This window comes from Maribacter sp. Asnod2-G09, from assembly GCF_045063795.1.
Classification (GTDB): domain Bacteria; phylum Bacteroidota; class Bacteroidia; order Flavobacteriales; family Flavobacteriaceae; genus Maribacter.
Genome location: NZ_JBEFOA010000005.1, coordinates 858556 through 874224, shown reverse-complemented (window position 1 = coordinate 874224; position 15669 = coordinate 858556). Strand labels below are relative to the sequence as shown.

General features: G+C 32.2%; 16 protein-coding genes. 1 reads left to right on the top strand and 15 read right to left on the bottom strand.

Translation table 11 applies throughout. From position 1 onward, the window contains the following. Positions 1–19: 19 nt before the first annotated feature. From ACJJVT_RS15760 to ACJJVT_RS15700, 13 genes are all read right to left on the bottom strand, one after another. A complete protein-coding gene (locus ACJJVT_RS15760; protein ID WP_405399980.1) occupies positions 20–742 on the bottom strand; it encodes a 3'-5' exonuclease in 723 nt (240 codons plus the stop codon). 213 nt (positions 743–955) lie between these two features. Continuing rightward, positions 956–1531 (bottom strand): hypothetical protein, encoded by a 576-nt coding sequence (locus ACJJVT_RS15755; protein ID WP_405399979.1) that lies wholly within the window; start codon positions 1529–1531, stop codon positions 956–958. Next, positions 1532–2497 carry a YHYH protein gene (locus ACJJVT_RS15750; RefSeq protein ID WP_405399978.1) on the bottom strand — a complete coding sequence of 322 codons (966 nt, stop codon included), beginning with the start codon at positions 2495–2497 and terminating at the stop codon, positions 1532–1534. It abuts the gene before it with no gap. 632 nt (positions 2498–3129) lie between these two features. Beyond that, positions 3130–3792, bottom strand: coding sequence for a CPBP family intramembrane glutamic endopeptidase (locus ACJJVT_RS15745; protein ID WP_405399975.1), 663 nt, complete (start codon positions 3790–3792; stop codon positions 3130–3132). A 114-nt stretch (positions 3793–3906) separates the two neighbouring features. Then, entirely contained in the window at positions 3907–4743 is an 837-nt protein-coding gene (locus ACJJVT_RS15740; protein ID WP_405399974.1) for a LytR/AlgR family response regulator transcription factor, read from the bottom strand. 200 nt (positions 4744–4943) lie between these two features. Beyond that, positions 4944–6554 carry an oleate hydratase gene (locus tag ACJJVT_RS15735; RefSeq protein ID WP_405399973.1) on the bottom strand — a complete coding sequence of 537 codons (1611 nt, stop codon included), beginning with the start codon at positions 6552–6554 and terminating at the stop codon, positions 4944–4946. A 749-nt stretch (positions 6555–7303) separates the two neighbouring features. Then, complete coding sequence (locus tag ACJJVT_RS15730) at positions 7304–8257, bottom strand: ornithine cyclodeaminase family protein (RefSeq protein WP_405399972.1); 954 nt, start codon at positions 8255–8257, stop codon at positions 7304–7306. Beyond that, the gene (locus tag ACJJVT_RS15725) at positions 8254–9378 is read right to left on the bottom strand and encodes an aminotransferase class I/II-fold pyridoxal phosphate-dependent enzyme (protein ID WP_405399971.1); all 1125 of its coding nucleotides are present in this window, start codon (positions 9376–9378) and stop codon (positions 8254–8256) included. Before ACJJVT_RS15725 ends, ACJJVT_RS15730 begins: the two co-directional genes overlap by 4 nt. Positions 9379–9709: 331 nt before the next feature. Then, positions 9710–10543, bottom strand: a complete 834-nt coding sequence (locus ACJJVT_RS15720; RefSeq protein WP_405399970.1) for an EcsC family protein — start codon at positions 10541–10543, stop codon at positions 9710–9712. Positions 10544–10547: 4 nt separating this feature from the next. Continuing rightward, positions 10548–10733 carry a hypothetical protein gene (locus ACJJVT_RS15715; protein ID WP_405399969.1) on the bottom strand — a complete coding sequence of 62 codons (186 nt, stop codon included), beginning with the start codon at positions 10731–10733 and terminating at the stop codon, positions 10548–10550. A 243-nt stretch (positions 10734–10976) separates the two neighbouring features. After that, positions 10977–11501, bottom strand: a complete 525-nt coding sequence (locus tag ACJJVT_RS15710) for a hypothetical protein (RefSeq protein WP_405399968.1) — start codon at positions 11499–11501, stop codon at positions 10977–10979. Between the two features lie 94 nt (positions 11502–11595). Then, positions 11596–12300 carry a hypothetical protein gene (locus ACJJVT_RS15705; protein ID WP_405399967.1) on the bottom strand — a complete coding sequence of 235 codons (705 nt, stop codon included), beginning with the start codon at positions 12298–12300 and terminating at the stop codon, positions 11596–11598. A 653-nt stretch (positions 12301–12953) separates the two neighbouring features. Continuing rightward, positions 12954–13295, bottom strand: coding sequence for a winged helix-turn-helix transcriptional regulator (locus ACJJVT_RS15700; protein ID WP_405399966.1), 342 nt, complete (start codon positions 13293–13295; stop codon positions 12954–12956). 125 nt (positions 13296–13420) lie between these two features. Between ACJJVT_RS15700 and ACJJVT_RS15695 the strand changes: the two genes are divergently transcribed. Further along, positions 13421–13855, top strand: coding sequence for a hypothetical protein (locus ACJJVT_RS15695; protein ID WP_405399965.1), 435 nt, complete (start codon positions 13421–13423; stop codon positions 13853–13855). A 100-nt stretch (positions 13856–13955) separates the two neighbouring features. Here the strand turns inward: ACJJVT_RS15695 and ACJJVT_RS15690 are convergent, their stop codons facing one another. Together ACJJVT_RS15690 and ACJJVT_RS15685 are read right to left on the bottom strand one after the other, a co-directional pair. Further along, the gene (locus ACJJVT_RS15690; RefSeq protein ID WP_405399963.1) at positions 13956–14351 is read right to left on the bottom strand and encodes a hypothetical protein; all 396 of its coding nucleotides are present in this window, start codon (positions 14349–14351) and stop codon (positions 13956–13958) included. Positions 14352–14662: 311 nt separating this feature from the next. Continuing rightward, positions 14663–15631, bottom strand: coding sequence for a hypothetical protein (locus ACJJVT_RS15685; protein WP_405399962.1), 969 nt, complete (start codon positions 15629–15631; stop codon positions 14663–14665). Between the last annotated feature and the right edge of the window lie 38 nt (positions 15632–15669).

The following is a 15669-nucleotide window of genomic DNA, read 5'->3' as shown; positions in this document are numbered from 1 at the left end:
TGCTAATTTTAACAAGATGCTATTCATTAGCTACTTTCTTTACCTCTATATCAGTTAATAGTGGTTGATTTCGCAATCTTAGATACACTTGCGCAGTAGTAAGCACATCTAATTCGCAATAGGTAACTATACGCTTTAAATCGTTTTGTTCATAGTATACCACACGTACCATACTGCCATCTATATCTTCTTTGGGTGAAGGTATGCCCAGCACATGTGCCATAAGTTTTAACGAAGTAAAATGTTTGTAGTCACCAAATTTCCACAGCTCCATGGTGTCTATATGCGGAATTTCCCATGGTTTTTTGCCAAATAAGTCTAGTTTTTGAGGTAGCGATATACCGTGAATAATCATTCTTCTAGCGATATACGGAAAGTCGAATTCTTTACCATTATGAGCACACAGCACATTCTTGATATGATTAAAATGTTCGTCTAGTAAACCTTTGAAATCTTGTAGAAGTTTAGCTTCTTCACCATAAAACGTGGTAATTCTAAAACTGCGAACCTCTTTTTGAAACGTAAAATAACCTACAGAAATACAGATGATTTTACCGAACTCTGCCCATATGCCGGCACGTTCATAGAATTCTTCTGCCGTTACATCATCTTTTCGTTGGTATTGAGATTTGTGCGCCCACAGTTCTTGTGTAGTTTCATCTAACTGGTCAAAAGAACTTTTTTCTGGTACGGTTTCTATATCTAAAAACAAGATATTTTCAAGATGTATTTTATCAGGCATAGAAAGGTAAGATACTAATAAGTAGGAAATTAACACAATTTCGCTTTTGACTAACTCAATGATATAGGGAATTTTAATTTCCTATATCTGATAAAAGCAGACAATTTTAATTGATGTTGTGATGAGTTTATTGTGTTTTAAATTTTTAAGCATATTAGGGTATACTTAGCTAGGTAATAAAGCACGTCATTCAGCAAATTAAAACCGAGACAATTAACTATTCATACCGTGGTCATTGTTTTTTTGATAAAATCTGTACCCCAAAAATATAAATGGTATTATTAGTAGAAGGAAATACCAATTACCTGATGGCATTTTTTGATTTACATTAAAATGATTTGTTGCTTTTGAGGTTTTATACGTTTTTGAACTGATTGCTAATTTGTTGTAATTGACTTGATTGTCATAAACGTTAAACATAATTGTATTGGTGACTTCAAATAAATTACTACCGTTAAAGACTATTAAATAACTGTTTTGATTAGAATGCCCGTTATTATCTAACTCCTTATAATTTTGAAATTGAAGTAGCTCTCCAGATTTATTTTTTAGAATGAGATTTGCTTTAATGTATTCAATAAAAGTATGCTCAAAATCTTTTTTGCTCGCCGTATTTTCAAGGGAAGGATTGTATGCTATCAGAGCATTTCTCATTGTCCAAGGAAACTCAGCTTTAATTTCAATGGTGTTCTCTTTCTGAGTAATTACGAAAAAGGCTTCATTTGTTTCATGTGCTACTACTAAACTACTGTACAGACATACAAAACAGCATATCAATATATTTTTCATTTACGCACCAATTTTAAAATCATTAGAAGGTGTTCCTCTAAAATATCTTGGGATGCTAGGGAACTCATCAGTTATTACATAATAATAGGTTCCTAATGGGTATTCTGGCGTAACACCAGTTCTACCATTGGCTTCATCTAAAGTCCCTAAGCCTGTACTGTATTCATAATCATTAGAGTAAACTCCATTGTACGTATCGCAAGGTGCAGTTATTCCATCTCCTGTTCTATTGCCCGTTTTTAGTTGGTAACTTGATGTCATTTCAGTTATAGAAGATGAATTATCCGAAGCGTCTGTAAATGCATACTTATAATAAATAGGAAATCCGTCTGCCGCGTATCCAACTAAAGTCATTTGATCATTTGGAATATTTAAATTCTGCAAATAAAGGGTTGGTGAACCATGATAATGATATTTTCCTGTGGGTTGAACATGTGCATTATTACAGTCTAAACCTAAGTTAACATTTAAAGCCTCTAAATTCCATTCCCAATTTACATTAGCACTCATAATTCCTTCGTGCGGGAAGGGCTCGGCAGCTACAGGATCTAATTCCACCCCATTTAATAAAACGCCAAAAGAATATTGCGGACCTACATTTGTACCTACGCCAGTTGTAGAAAGTAAAGGAGTAAAGCTTGAAGCAGCAGTTGGGTTTAGAGTGATGTTATACGTTTCAGATTGTTCTGAAATAGCATTGGGATTTAGCGATCCAGGACCTCCACCAAAAATCCCCACCATATGTTCAGGAATACTATTTGCTGTGATTGTTCTTATACCACCTGACATGGACTCCTCAAACTCAGAATTAAAAGCCAAAGTTGTATTGCAATCGCCTCTTGTATCGTCTAAGACTTGGTCTGAAAAACAAGTTGTTGTTGCTGTTGTTGTGTTTTGGTCATCATTACTACAGCTAATTATTGTTGTAAAGGAAAAGATAACTGATACTGATTTCAGAAAATGCATGGGGAAAAGGTTATAAGTTATTACTTAGACTTCCTATTTGTTAAAAGGTTTAAGTATACTGGTATAGATTAAAATCTAAACCAACTATTGATTAAACGTAAATAAGTGGGATAAAATATATTTTTAGAAGAAATATGGTAATCCACGAATAAATTTAAGTGTGGTTTACGGTTCGGCTGATATTTTCTAAGGATACTCCTAATCTAAAATTAGGTTTAATTAGTCACGAAGTACATTATAAAGATTATTACCTTATAATTAACGAACCGACCAACTGGTCTGTTTTTTATAATCAAAATGTCCCCAAAATTCTTGAGACAAAAGATAGCCTTCACCATTTTATCGATAAAATGCAAAGAGTAGGAAGTTAAATGAGTGTTTCAGGAGCCAAACAAACCAAGTGGTTTGTTTTTTGGTATTAAAATGCGAGGTTAGAATGATCTATTTCTTACTATCCGTTATGAATTTAAGAAGATTTGCGTTTTATGTTTCTGCTCGCAGACACGTAAAACGCAAATCTTTCATTATGAACCTATATCCGTTGTTGTTAGGGTTATTGTTTTATGAAATAAGATGCACAGTGAATATCTAATCAAGGTAGGTGATGATGTAACTAGTGTATCCAGTTCTCATTATGCCAATCCGTAGTAAATACAAATCAACGATATGGTATCAAAAAAACCATGTACGGCAATTACAAACCATAAATCGTATTTACGTAGGTAGAATATCAGCGCTATGAGCCCTCCTACGGTACCTGCAACTATTTGTCCGGTAATTCCTTGGTAACTATGCATAAAGCCGAAAAAACAAGCTAATAAGACAATATTAAGAACTATGCTGAATTTGCTTTCTCCAAAGAATTTTACAAATTGTCTCATAAAATAACCACGAAAAATAATTTCTTCTCCAAACCCAGCAGTAGCCCACACGACTACTACAGCAATCAAGCAAGCGGTGAGATTTCCTTCTAATTCTTTAAAACTAGAATAATCTATGGGAACTCCTGTGAGTTTTGTAACTCCAGGAACCAGTAAAAAGACATAAAAAGTAAAGAGACCTAAAGCAAGTAAAGGTGCTAGTACTAAGATGTTTTTTATCGTGAATTTTTCTCGTCGAAAGCCTAGCGCTGAAAATGGTTTTCCTTTGTATTCTATATAATTTGATAAGATGATTATTATAGAAACAACGATGTTTTCTATATAACTTAATTGTAGTGGTCCAAACCATATAAAGCAGATAACTGCAATGGTAATTAATGGAATTACTATTTGACGTAAGGTAACTTTGTTCATTGTTTTAGTTTTTAAATTCTAAGCGAATTAATGAACAAAAACGCTGAAACCCCTTTTAAATACTTATGTTCTTACTGAATGGTAGTATATTAATAACTGAATAGTCGATAATTTTTATTGAAACCAATTCATGAATTCCTTTCGCTTGTACCGACTGATATTTATTTCTTTAATAGCATCGTTTTCAATAGCAGCTTTTAATTGAACACGTAATTTGCCATTTTCAATTTTTTCTATTTCTTCTACAGCATCTTTGTGAACTATAATTTGCCGGTTGGCTCTATAAAACAATTGATTGTTTATTTTTTCTTCCAGCTCATTCAATATAAAATCGGTGCTTATTGTTGTGCCATCATTTTTAACAGCAAATACTATTTTATTTTCACTAAAAAAACATGCAATATTTTCATAAGCGAGTTTTGTGGTTTTTGCACCGCTTTCTATGGTTACAACAGCATCTTTTATAGATGACTTATATAAATTGTAAATGTCTTGGGCATACGACAACCCTATAAGAATAAAACTCAATAGTAAGGTAATCAGTAAACCTATTAGTAAATAATAGAACTCAATTTCACCGTCTACGACTAGACTAAAAATAAAATTTACAGGAATATACATGAGTGTAATATATCCTAAGGTTGAAGCCATAAACCATATAATAGTTGTGATTTCAACTTTTTTAATGAAATGCTTCCTCTTGTAATATTGAAAGTTAACCTCGGTTATGATGCCTATAAGAATACACAAAACAATAGATGCCAAAAAACCTTCAATGGGGAATCTATATACATCACTACCAGGAAAACTTTCTGGTGTCGATAAATGATTTATGATCAAAGAGAAAATAATCAATATGATAACTTTCTTAAACCAACGCCCTGCAGAACTATTGATAAAAGTAAGCCAGTAGGTTTTTAGGTTATTTTTGGTCGCTGTTTTGGCGCTCATTAATTAGAAACTCTTTTTTTGATAGTAGATGTATCTTTATGGTATTTATTTTGCCTCAGTGTTTTGTTAGAACAGATGGTATGAAAGATTGTAAATCGTTATTTATAACATCATTAAGATGCAATAATGCTTTCTAATTATAAATCTTCAAACCAACGATAAAAACACCGTTGGTTTGAAGATAGAAAAAGTTTAGGTGGTTAACCTAAAATTGCTTTTGCATTTTTTAAATTATCCCATAAATGATGTTGACCAAAGTACATTTTAGGAGGCTCAATAGACGAGTCAACTAATTCGTTAATTGCTAATATTGCCCCACGAACACTATATTCAGTCGTAAAAACTATACCGTCTGGTATTTCAACAAATTGCCCTAAGAGCGCAAAATTTTGCGAACCTTTTGGGACAACTGGTGGTCTGTCCCCTTCGGTTCTAGGTAGAAACTGAGAGATGCCGTATGGTAATCTACAAGGCACACAGTACGATGTTTCAAGAAGTTCTGTTTTTTCGTTCTCGTCTAGATCTCCCCATAAATGTCCTAAAAGCTCTTCTAAAATTTCCTTTCCAGTACATTCATACATTGGTTTTTTTACAAATTGACCAAGATTATCTTCACCTAAAGCAGAAACCCAAATTACGCAGGTATCTTCCGCTTGTCCAGGGAAAAAGGGTTGGCGATAGGTGTGTATGTGCAATATCCATGGAGATTGTGTTAAAGGCAAGGGACTTTGTACTCCCATTGGTCGTTCAACTAACCATTGAAATTTTCTTTCAAAAAGGTTTCCTCTAAAAGTTACCGTAAAGTGCATCATTCTAGAAAGCGAAACATCACGTAAATAGCGGTCTGGTCTGCCAAGGTCTGCTTGTTTTGATACTATGTTTTGCCATAATTCATATGCTTCGCCTGGTTTTTCTACGGGTGCTGTAGCTACAGGCTTATCATGTGAACCATAAGAGTGATTTGATACAATTGAGCCAATAGTTAAGAATGCTTTGTCTTCTGGTCTAACCTCTATTGCATCTAATACCTTACCATCTGCATTTTTTAAATGTAAGCGTTCTACCCAGCGTTTATCATTACTTTCTTTGAAATCTACATCTGTAATACAAGTATTATAATGTATTTGAACTCCTTTTTTTGTGATGAGTTTAATAGCAGGTAGTACGAACGAGTGGTAGTTTGTGTAACGTGTACGTTCTAATGAGGTCATTTTATCCATATCAGACATACGGTGGTAAAATAGTTTCATGTAACGTTTCATCTCTATCGCAGAGTGCCATGGCTGAAAAGCAAATAGCGCACGCCACATATACCAGTAATTACTTTTGAAAAAGTCTTCGCTGAAATAATCGGTGATTTTGGCGTCTGCCGGAATCTTTGATTCTGGTATCTCTATTAATCGAGCCATTTCAAGAGCTTCTTTAGTACCTAAGCCGAGGTCGTGTCCTGTATCTTTCTCACCGTTTGCATGTAGTAGTCTAACCACAGTGTTCATATTGCATTCTGCAGCATTACGCTTATAGTCGTCTAAACAAGACCCAAGTTCGTCATAAGGTATTAATGACCACAGCTCTTTTGTGCAGCAATATACTTTGTCTTCGTACATGCGACTTCCACGCATAAGGTAAACAGGTTTGCCGTCGATCATTTTAACAGATGCATCCATTGATCCTCCAACTAAATCAGTTTTTGGGTTTTTTTCAAAAATGTGAATATTTTCTGGGTTAAAACCGGCTTTCTGAATTAAGTAGACAGCAACTGATAAAGAACTTAATCCTAAGCCATTTAAATAAATATTAGAATCCTTCATAATTTAAAATTTTGTTGATTAAAGTGTTACTATGTTTAAGAGTAAGTGGTAGTTTAAATTTCGATTGTTTTGCAACTAATCTTGTATGAACAAACCCGACCTTAAAGAAATCTGTATGGTTTTCTGAAAAACACAGAATCAAAAAATTAATTAGATTCCTTGTCGTATTACCGTACTTTATTTTAAACAAAATTAGTTTTAGTTCAAAGGATAAAGAATGACTTAAGTCAGTGTAGTGTAATAAGTATATGTATGTAGAAATTTGCCTGTTTGTTTTAGCAGAACACCAGCCCTATGTCTTTTACAGCTTAGTTTGACTTCTATTGAAATAGGTGATTTTAATTATTAATTAGAAAGAACAAAAGAGAGCATTTTTTGCTATTCGGTAAGTGTTTTTTGTTTGTAAAAGAGACGTGTAAACGCTGTATTATAAGCCAATAATAAAATTCAGAACCTAATTACCTTAATAATAAAAAACCAACCAACTAGTTGGTTTTTTGATGCTAAAATGTGGTAAATATTCTTTAAAATAACGATAGCAATTGTAATTGTATCGATTAAATGCAAAGCATATGAAGTTAAATAGGCGTTTGTGGTCCTTAACAAACCAAGCGGTTTGTTTTTTGTTTGTGTAAAGCAGCTATTTTAGGAGAAACTTTACAGTTTACCTAGGCTCTAATGGTTTAATAACTACTGTTTTTATGCGATCTGCCAGGGTGATTGGTAAGTGATTCTTCTTTATTTAAGAATCAACTTGGGTTGTTTAATTTATTCATTACAACAATCGATGCTGCCAGATCTTGGATTCCTACACCAACCAGTTTTGCTATTGTAATTTTATTATCAGAATGTTTAAATGCTGTATTCTGAAAAGCATTACCAAACTCTAAGGTCTTATCAATTAGACGTGGTGAAGATTTTATTGCATGAGCATATTCCCCATATTGTTTATTTAGTTCTAGACTATCAATAAAAATAGTATCGGCAACATTAAAACAATCGCTATCCATTTCATTTTTATATATATCGTCAGAACCAACTGCAGTTATGTGTTGTCCTTTCTGCAACCATTCACCCTTTATAAGAGGTGTTTTACTTGACGTAGTGGTAATGATTATTTCAGATTCTTTTACTGTTTTCTCTACGCTGTCAACTACATCTACTTTCAAGTCAGGAAAAGAATGAGTCAGTTTTTCTTTTAATGAAAGTGCTTTTTCCTTGCTACGACCATAAATGTTAAGTGTATTGATTCGTCTTAGTTTCGCCAAAGCAAATACTTGATGGTATGCTTGTATACCAGTACCAATAACAGCAACTGATTTTGAAGATTCTGAAGCTACAAAATTGGTAATTACAGCACCTGCTGCTGCAGTTCTTAAATCTGTAATAATACCTTTATCGTTTAAAATGGCAGTAGGAAAACCTGTTTTAGCATCAAACAGAAAAATAGCGCCACTAAAAGGAGATAGGTTTTGCTTTGCATTGTCAGGAAACATAGAAACTACCTTTATAGAAAAGTAATCATATCCTTTTATAGCAGCGGTCTTTATATGTGTATCCGCATTATTGGGAAAGTGAAGTAAACTTACGGGAATCCCAATAAGCGATGATGTGTTATAGTTAATAAATGCCTGTTTTACCGGTTCAAATAAATCCTCTATTTTCAATAGATCGTTTATTTGTTCGTAGGTTATATTTATCATTTGCCCATTAAATTTTCTAAAACAAAAGATTCAAATTGTTCTAATGCCTCCGGTGTTTTTTGTCTACCAAAACCTATTCTAAAATAGCCGTTAAAATCATACACGCCACTAGGAAGTATTAATACACTCTTTTCTTTAAGCACTTGTTCGGCAAAATCCATGTCATTAGTATCAAAGTGCATTTTTACAAAAGCTATTGGTCCGGCATTTGGTTTATACCAAGAAAACAAGTCTGCGTATTTTTTAAAAAAGGTATCATAAAGCGGAAGATTGTCTTGTATTATTTTTAGATTTCTATCTAAAATAGCATGCCTGTTTCGTAATGCAACACCTGCTAAAAATTCACTTGGTCCGGCATTACAAATGGTTGTATACTCTTTAAGAATAGCTACTTTTTCTAAAATGGATTGGTTTTTTGTTGCTAGCCATCCTATTCTTAAACCAGGTAAACCATATGCTTTAGACATAACACCTATAGAAACACCATTTTCATAAGCATCTGCAAAAGCAGGAATTGCAAATGAAGGTTTGTGTTCTAATTCTCTGTAAACTTCATCGCAAAAAATGATGATATTATTAATTCTTGCGAGTTCTATAATTGCTTGTTGTTCTTCTCTTGTAAAAAGAAACCCAGTAGGGTTATGTGGCGCATTTAAATAAATAACTTTGGTTTTGTTAGTTATCATTTTTTTTAACGCTTCAATATCAAAACAAGGGACGTTTTTTTCGTAACGTACATGCCAACTCAACACCTTACACCCTATACTTTCTGGTACTGACTGTAAAGATTGGTAGCAAGGTGTTTGCACTATAACTTCATCGTCTGAGTTTAGCACAGCATGGGAAAACAAGAAAATTGGTTCTTGTGCCCCTGTACAAACAATGACATCCTCTGCCGTTATTTTGCTATAAATTGAAGTAATATCTCGTCTTAATTCTGGACTACCTTGCGTATGGGTATAACCCAACCAAGTGTTTCCGAACGCTTCTTTTGCTCCATTTTCTAATGAAAGTAAATCGGCTATTGTCATTGCTTCACAATCAGAATTGCACAACGAATATTTAGCACTATGTTCGTGTAAGGTATAATACCTTTCTAACTTAAATGGTTTTATTTTCATAGCGGTTTTTAGATGATAGTTAACATTTAGATTAAGCTAAGAACTTAGTAGTAAATTAATAATTTTATTTCTACCGACGAAGCTATAGATTAATGATTTGCTTTTTCTTGTTTAATAACTAAATTCATTTTCGATAGCTATCTAAACTAACAACTTCAAAAATAAACGCAGACCTTTCGGTTTTGACCTAAAGTCCTTATTAATCATAGCAATTTTTACCCAACGTTTTTTTCCGTTTAAGTTATTTTTCATCCAAGTTAGAAGTCCGGCGTAACACTTGTGACTGAGTAGGAAGTTCATCTTCCGGTTTATTGTTAGTTTTAGAGCTATTTTAGATTTTTGAATATGCCTTCCTCACAGCATCTTCACCATATTTACGCTCCAACCTTCTTAGTGTAAAGTGTGAAGTAGCCATTTTCTGAAAATGATTGATAAAAATAAAGTTCATAGAACCGCCACCTAGTGCTCCGGCAATTGGAACTGCTTGTGCCATAAACTTCTCGCTAATTAATACACTAAATCTCGCTGCTATTTGGGAGATGAATTTATTCATAGCACTAGAACCAAAAACAACAGAACTATTTGCAGCAGTCTTAATAGCCGCTTGTAAGCTAGCCGAAGTAAGATTCTTTAAAGTTGATGACAAAGCAGCGCGTGCTACATAATAGCTTGTATCAATACCATCATCATCTTTTGACTTGCCTCCTAGCGCAAATACTTCCATACATTGCATTTGCCCTTCAAGGGAATAAATATCCTCACCCTGGCTTCTAGCTATATCCATAATACTTCGTAAAATATACTTTGTGGTAATGGTCATTTCAGAAGCGAAAATGGCTGTTCCAATGCCCGTAGTTGAACCAAAAAACCCACCAACTGTTCCTGAGCCAATAACTATAGCTTTATACGTAATACTAGAAGGTTCTTTTAACTGTTTGTTTTTTGAAATGGTAAGGAGATTAGCCTTTAGTAATCCCAACAATATTTTTTCTGTAGATTTTTGAAGGATATTTAACGCTTTTTCAGGAATAAATCTAGCTCCTGTTTCTAAAGAGTTTCCAATAATATTAACTCCTTTTATACCCCAACCTATATGCTCCATTGAAGCTTTACACTTTTTAATGGTTTCAAGGTCTTCTCTAGAAATGGCATTTTTAACCAGCATATTATTATCGTTTATTTGAACTTAGGGGTGTTGACATGTTAACAGCTCTTACCTCTCCTTCAGGCACGCAAACAGGTCCATTTTGACCTGGTAATTCTATATACCCTTCCTCACAAGGTAGCGAGTCAGTTTCGCAACCTAAGAACACCACTCCAAGAATAACTATCAATAAAATTCTTTTTAATATCATCTTTTATTTGCAGTTTGATAACGCTTAAGCTAAAGCTTATTGTTTAGTTTTATTTTTCTTGTTCAAAGCTAAATCTATAAGATTTAGCGACCTTATAAATATACACAGACCTTTCCGTTTAAACCCTAAAGTCCGTATTATGTATAGGTTTTTTACAACAAGTTGCGACGGATTCGAGTAAGCAAGTTCTGATTCAATTCCAAATAGATAGGAATTCCATTTAAGATTTTAGGATTCTTTATTTTAATTTCTATTGAACAAACGTTTTAAAAAACCTTTTGATTGCTTTAATTTTTTAAGTTTGATTTTGTGAAAATAAGTATCCGACTCGTTATTGTCAATTCTCTCTATTAGTATCAATTCATTATCATCAAGTTTTTCAATTTTACATCGAGCATAATTATATACTTCCCCCATGACTATACTTAAATCGCAATATTCAGTTTCTGTTGAAATCTCCCAAAAAATTTCTTTAAGAATTTTGTCTTTGCAATAAATTTTAAAGTGATATGTCAATTTAGCCCTAAAGATTTCTGTGAATTCAATTTGAATGTCAGTCAAAGGATTAATTTCAATGTTCTCCTTTCCGATTCCATATAGAAGAAAATTACTCGGGATTTCTTTAATTTTATTAATATCAAAAGATTGCCATTCACTAATATGATTTAAAGCATCTTCATTAGGTGGATAAAAAGTATGCTGGTTTGTTAGTTCTGTAACTACCCATTTTCCAATGATATTTTTTAAAGATTCAGATACTTTTTCCATTAATGAATTATTTTTTTTGGAGCTATTTGTTGTAACGTTTTAGTATATGATTAGTTTCCCGGAGGGCATTAATTATATGCCTTGTTAGGTGATGTTATTTTATCGTTTTTCCGTTTATATCTAAAAGTTCAATTTTAGGCGTATCATTATTATCAATGTATATTTTGATTCTTGGATTTCCTGTTTTATCATTAATGAATAGTCCAACATCTTTGTTGAAATTTTTTCCTATAAATAGTCTGTCTTCCATTAGTAAGCTGTCAAGTCTCATTTTTTGATATTCATTTTTCTTTAAAAGTTTATCGTTAATTGAATCTAATTTTTCAAACCTTTTGTTTCGTTCTTGGTTGGTGTTTTCCTTAGGGTAATCCCATAATTGCAATCCATATTTTCTTGCATTGTTTTTTGTATTTTCCATATACTGAAGTTGCATAATTTGGTCATCACGAAATTTGTCTACTGATAGAACCATCCCTGCATTATTATCATTACCATCATATACTAATCCTCCACATTCATCTCCAGCAGAATTAAAAAAAATAATTCCTGACGGTCTTTCTCGAGGTTTGAGTTTTTCTCCATTAATGATTCCTGGGTGTTGTCGAACTTCATTGCTGATGACCATTCTTAAATTAGTTCCAGATTCATCCACTATGTTTATACGTTTAACTGTTAACTCATCAAGATTTTTATTTTTTTGAATATTTAAATACACTATAAATAATAAAAAGAATGTTGTACTGATTATTGAATAGAAAATTAGAAAATTAACCTTTTTACTTAAATTGTTGTCTGTCATTTGTTTTTTTAATGTTACCTAAAGTACGTATAAACGTACCACGGTACGTTTATTTCCTGTCTTGTTGTTAAGTGGTATTTAGCGAATATACTATTTAAGAATAAACCTACAATTTACATCTTACATTCTATTATGAAAACCCATTATCGCTATTAAATAGATGGAATTAATTGTCATTAATAGCTCTCAGAAGAGAATTGCCTTGAAAACATCAAACCAACCAACCAGTCTGTTTTTTACTGGTAGAATTAGTTCAAAATTTTGGAAACAAACGGCAATTTTCACCTTTGTATCGACAAAATGCAAGGCGTACGAAGTTATATGGGTATTTGGAGTATTTAACAAACCAAGTGGTTTGTTTTTTAATTGGTTAACACATGTGTTTAAGAATTAATTTTTTTGCTTAAAAGGGCTCTTATGGTTTAATAAGCATCGTTTTCTGTGCAGCTAACAGCTAGTAAACATAGCCGTCAATACTAGTCGTTATATGACAGCATAATTTTATAAGTAAAGAACAAAAATTAGCTTTATTTCAGTCTAGAACAAATTGATTAAATAAGCTTACGGAATAGCTAAAACAGGTTTAGATTATGATAGAAATTGTGGGGATAGATTGAGCTAGGTTTTTATTTATTTTTCAGCTCAGTACTTTCTTAAGTAGCGCTTTTATTTTCACTATTCTTCTCAACCAAATACATACCCCATTCTGACATGGATTGAAAAATAGGTACAAGTTCCTTCGATTTTTCAGTAAGTCGATATTCAACACGAGGTGGTGTTTCTGCGTAACTATGGCGAGTTAACAATTCATCTCTAACCAATTCTTGTAATTGAGTTGTTAAAACTTTTCTTGAAATATTAGGTATCAATGCATTTAGTTGTCCAAAACGTTTTGGTGATTTTCGTAAATGAGAAATTATTATTGGCTTCCACTTTCCTCCAATTACCAAAAGTGCTTGAGTAAGGGGACAATTTTGGAGGTTCTTTTCTTTCATAGTCTTTCAATGGTTACTTATAAGTAACTACTTTTTTGTTATTCTGAATGTAATTTTCATTCAAAAGTAACTATTAGTTACTAATAAAAGTAACTTTGTGTAACCAATCTATAAATAGGTACAATATGAAAACAAAAATTCCACTTTGGATTAATATCTTACAGGGAGTATTAATACTAATTATGTTCTCACAGGTATATCAATTCTTACTCGACCATAAGGCAGTTATAGCATCAGGAATTACAATTGAAACTGTCGCAGACTATAATCTCGCTTACGAATTTGCTGCAAGAACTGCTGTAATGGCAATTGTATCAATAATAATTATGATTTCTCAAGATATAAAATTATTCTTGGTAATGTTCATAATGAATATATTACGCGAGGGGTTTGAAACAATTATAGATCCTTTGTTTCCATTGGTTAATGCACCCGCTTCCCCTACAATGGATTTAATTATTCATCTTGTTATTGTAGGTGTTGAGTTATTAGCATTCATCAAACTTTATAAAATGTATAAATCAGTAAAAGTAAAATCAACTGAAGTTCATTCAAGTTAAGTATCTTGTTTTATCATTTTAGTAAAAGCCAAATTTTATATTTGGCGAATTTGTTAATAAGCGCAGAACTTTTGATTGAGAACAAAAGCACTATGTTCTCTTAAACATTGTTAGCTACAGTTTTCATCTTTCTGTTTAATATTTTATCAATTCGCCTTTTATTTTCTTGTTGTAATAAAGAAGGATAAAGATTCATTAATATATTCGGTATCATCATTGCCAGTCCGAATAATATACCAGTCGTTATACATTTATAAGAAGCAACAATTGAAACAAATAAAAAACCAATTAAATGACTAATTTCAGATAGCATCATTTCGCTTCTGATTTCAGTTAAATCAGCGTTTTTATCTTCCAACTTTATTTTCTGATTGAAAAACTTAAAAAAAGTGTTTTTCACAACCCATTTAAAGTTCTTAATTCCAATTCTTTTATTCAGTCCTTTATTTTTTATAAAATTCAGATTCGATACTTTTTCATAGTATTCAGTTTTCATAAATAGTCCATTAATTACCATTCCAACTATCCAAGAGATAAACGTCATTGATATTCCAAATGTGAAACCTAAAATTAACTGTTTTATTATCATTTTTGTTTTGGCGATTTGTAGCTAAAGGTTTGGTTAAGGGTAGTGCAGTGGCAAGGAAACTATTCTTTTCCGCCTGCCTGCCGGCAGGTCTGCCGACGTAGTTAAAGTTTATTGTTTTTCTTGTTCTAAAGCTATATCCATTCCCGATTTCTATCGAGATTAGCAACATTATAAATATACACAGACCTTTCGGTTTTGCCCTGAACTCCGCATTAGGTTTAGGTTTTATTAGCAAAAGTATTTTTTGTCAGAAGCTTAAAAGTTCCGGACAAAAGTATCATTAGCGCGGGATATATTGTCGGTTGAAAATCTATATGAGTGAAAGAAGTAATTATATGTCCAGCAGATATCACCATTAATCCTATTAAGACAAGCTTGAACATCTTAAAATTAATATTCATTAATAGAGCACAAATAAAGCTCCCAAAAAGTAATATTTTAGATGTAATTAATAATATCTTCTCAAGTGATGATGGCTTTCTTAATAAAACAGGAATATGCATTTTTTCGGGATCATTATAATCTATTGAAATTGAGGTAATGATAAAAAGAATAAAAGATAATAATAGGAAAACGAATATGGAAGAACCTTTCCATTTTTTGTAAAATATTTGTTTGAGTGCATTTTTATTAGACTTTTCAGATTTTATGTAATTAAGTAAAACCTCACCATCAGATTTTTTAGAGTTATTTAATTTAAAACTCAATAGGGTAACTATTGCTACTATTGAAGCTATAATTGTTAATGGATTACTATTTATAGTACCAGCCCTTAAAATTGAGAAACAAAAGAATAATAAAAATGCTATGCTTATTAGTTTAAGATTTCTATTAACATAACCTCTGTTTATTATAATGTTGATACCAATGAAAATCAACAATAGAGCTAAAAAAGGCTTAAGAACCAATTCGTTTAATTTCAAAAAATCTCCACTTGAACTAAATTTGTATTCAAAAAAACCACGAACAGGTTTTATGAAATAGAGTAAAACTCCAGATATAGCTAATAATATGAAACCAAAATAGTTGCCATTCCAATTGTTTTTAAACTCGTAATTATCTAATTCTTTTATAATTTCATCGTCATTATATCCTTTATCAATTAGTCCAGAAACAATATCGGGCTTGTTCTTGCTTATATATTCTAAATGCTTTAGGTCTTTTAAAATAGGCGATTCCTTATTCATATATTTGCTAACGGTTAGTATAAGAAACGTAGCGTGTT

Coding starts and splice junctions, on each gene's coding strand:
- ACJJVT_RS15690 (WP_405399963.1), bottom strand. CDS start 14,351: ATGAAAACTGAATACTATGAAAAAGTATCGAATCTGAATTTTATAAAA.
- ACJJVT_RS15730 (WP_405399972.1), bottom strand. CDS start 8,257: ATGATAAATATAACCTACGAACAAATAAACGATCTATTGAAAATAGAG.
- ACJJVT_RS15715 (WP_405399969.1), bottom strand. CDS start 10,733: ATGATATTAAAAAGAATTTTATTGATAGTTATTCTTGGAGTGGTGTTC.
- ACJJVT_RS15710 (WP_405399968.1), bottom strand. CDS start 11,501: ATGGAAAAAGTATCTGAATCTTTAAAAAATATCATTGGAAAATGGGTA.
- ACJJVT_RS15740 (WP_405399974.1), bottom strand. CDS start 4,743: ATGAGCGCCAAAACAGCGACCAAAAATAACCTAAAAACCTACTGGCTT.
- ACJJVT_RS15750 (WP_405399978.1), bottom strand. CDS start 2,497: ATGCATTTTCTGAAATCAGTATCAGTTATCTTTTCCTTTACAACAATA.
- ACJJVT_RS15705 (WP_405399967.1), bottom strand. CDS start 12,300: ATGACAGACAACAATTTAAGTAAAAAGGTTAATTTTCTAATTTTCTAT.
- ACJJVT_RS15745 (WP_405399975.1), bottom strand. CDS start 3,792: ATGAACAAAGTTACCTTACGTCAAATAGTAATTCCATTAATTACCATT.
- ACJJVT_RS15700 (WP_405399966.1), bottom strand. CDS start 13,295: ATGAAAGAAAAGAACCTCCAAAATTGTCCCCTTACTCAAGCACTTTTG.
- ACJJVT_RS15685 (WP_405399962.1), bottom strand. CDS start 15,631: ATGAATAAGGAATCGCCTATTTTAAAAGACCTAAAGCATTTAGAATAT.
- ACJJVT_RS15695 (WP_405399965.1), top strand. CDS start 13,421: ATGAAAACAAAAATTCCACTTTGGATTAATATCTTACAGGGAGTATTA.
- ACJJVT_RS15720 (WP_405399970.1), bottom strand. CDS start 10,543: ATGCTGGTTAAAAATGCCATTTCTAGAGAAGACCTTGAAACCATTAAA.
- ACJJVT_RS15735 (WP_405399973.1), bottom strand. CDS start 6,554: ATGAAGGATTCTAATATTTATTTAAATGGCTTAGGATTAAGTTCTTTA.
- ACJJVT_RS15725 (WP_405399971.1), bottom strand. CDS start 9,378: ATGAAAATAAAACCATTTAAGTTAGAAAGGTATTATACCTTACACGAA.
- ACJJVT_RS15760 (WP_405399980.1), bottom strand. CDS start 742: ATGCCTGATAAAATACATCTTGAAAATATCTTGTTTTTAGATATAGAA.
- ACJJVT_RS15755 (WP_405399979.1), bottom strand. CDS start 1,531: ATGAAAAATATATTGATATGCTGTTTTGTATGTCTGTACAGTAGTTTA.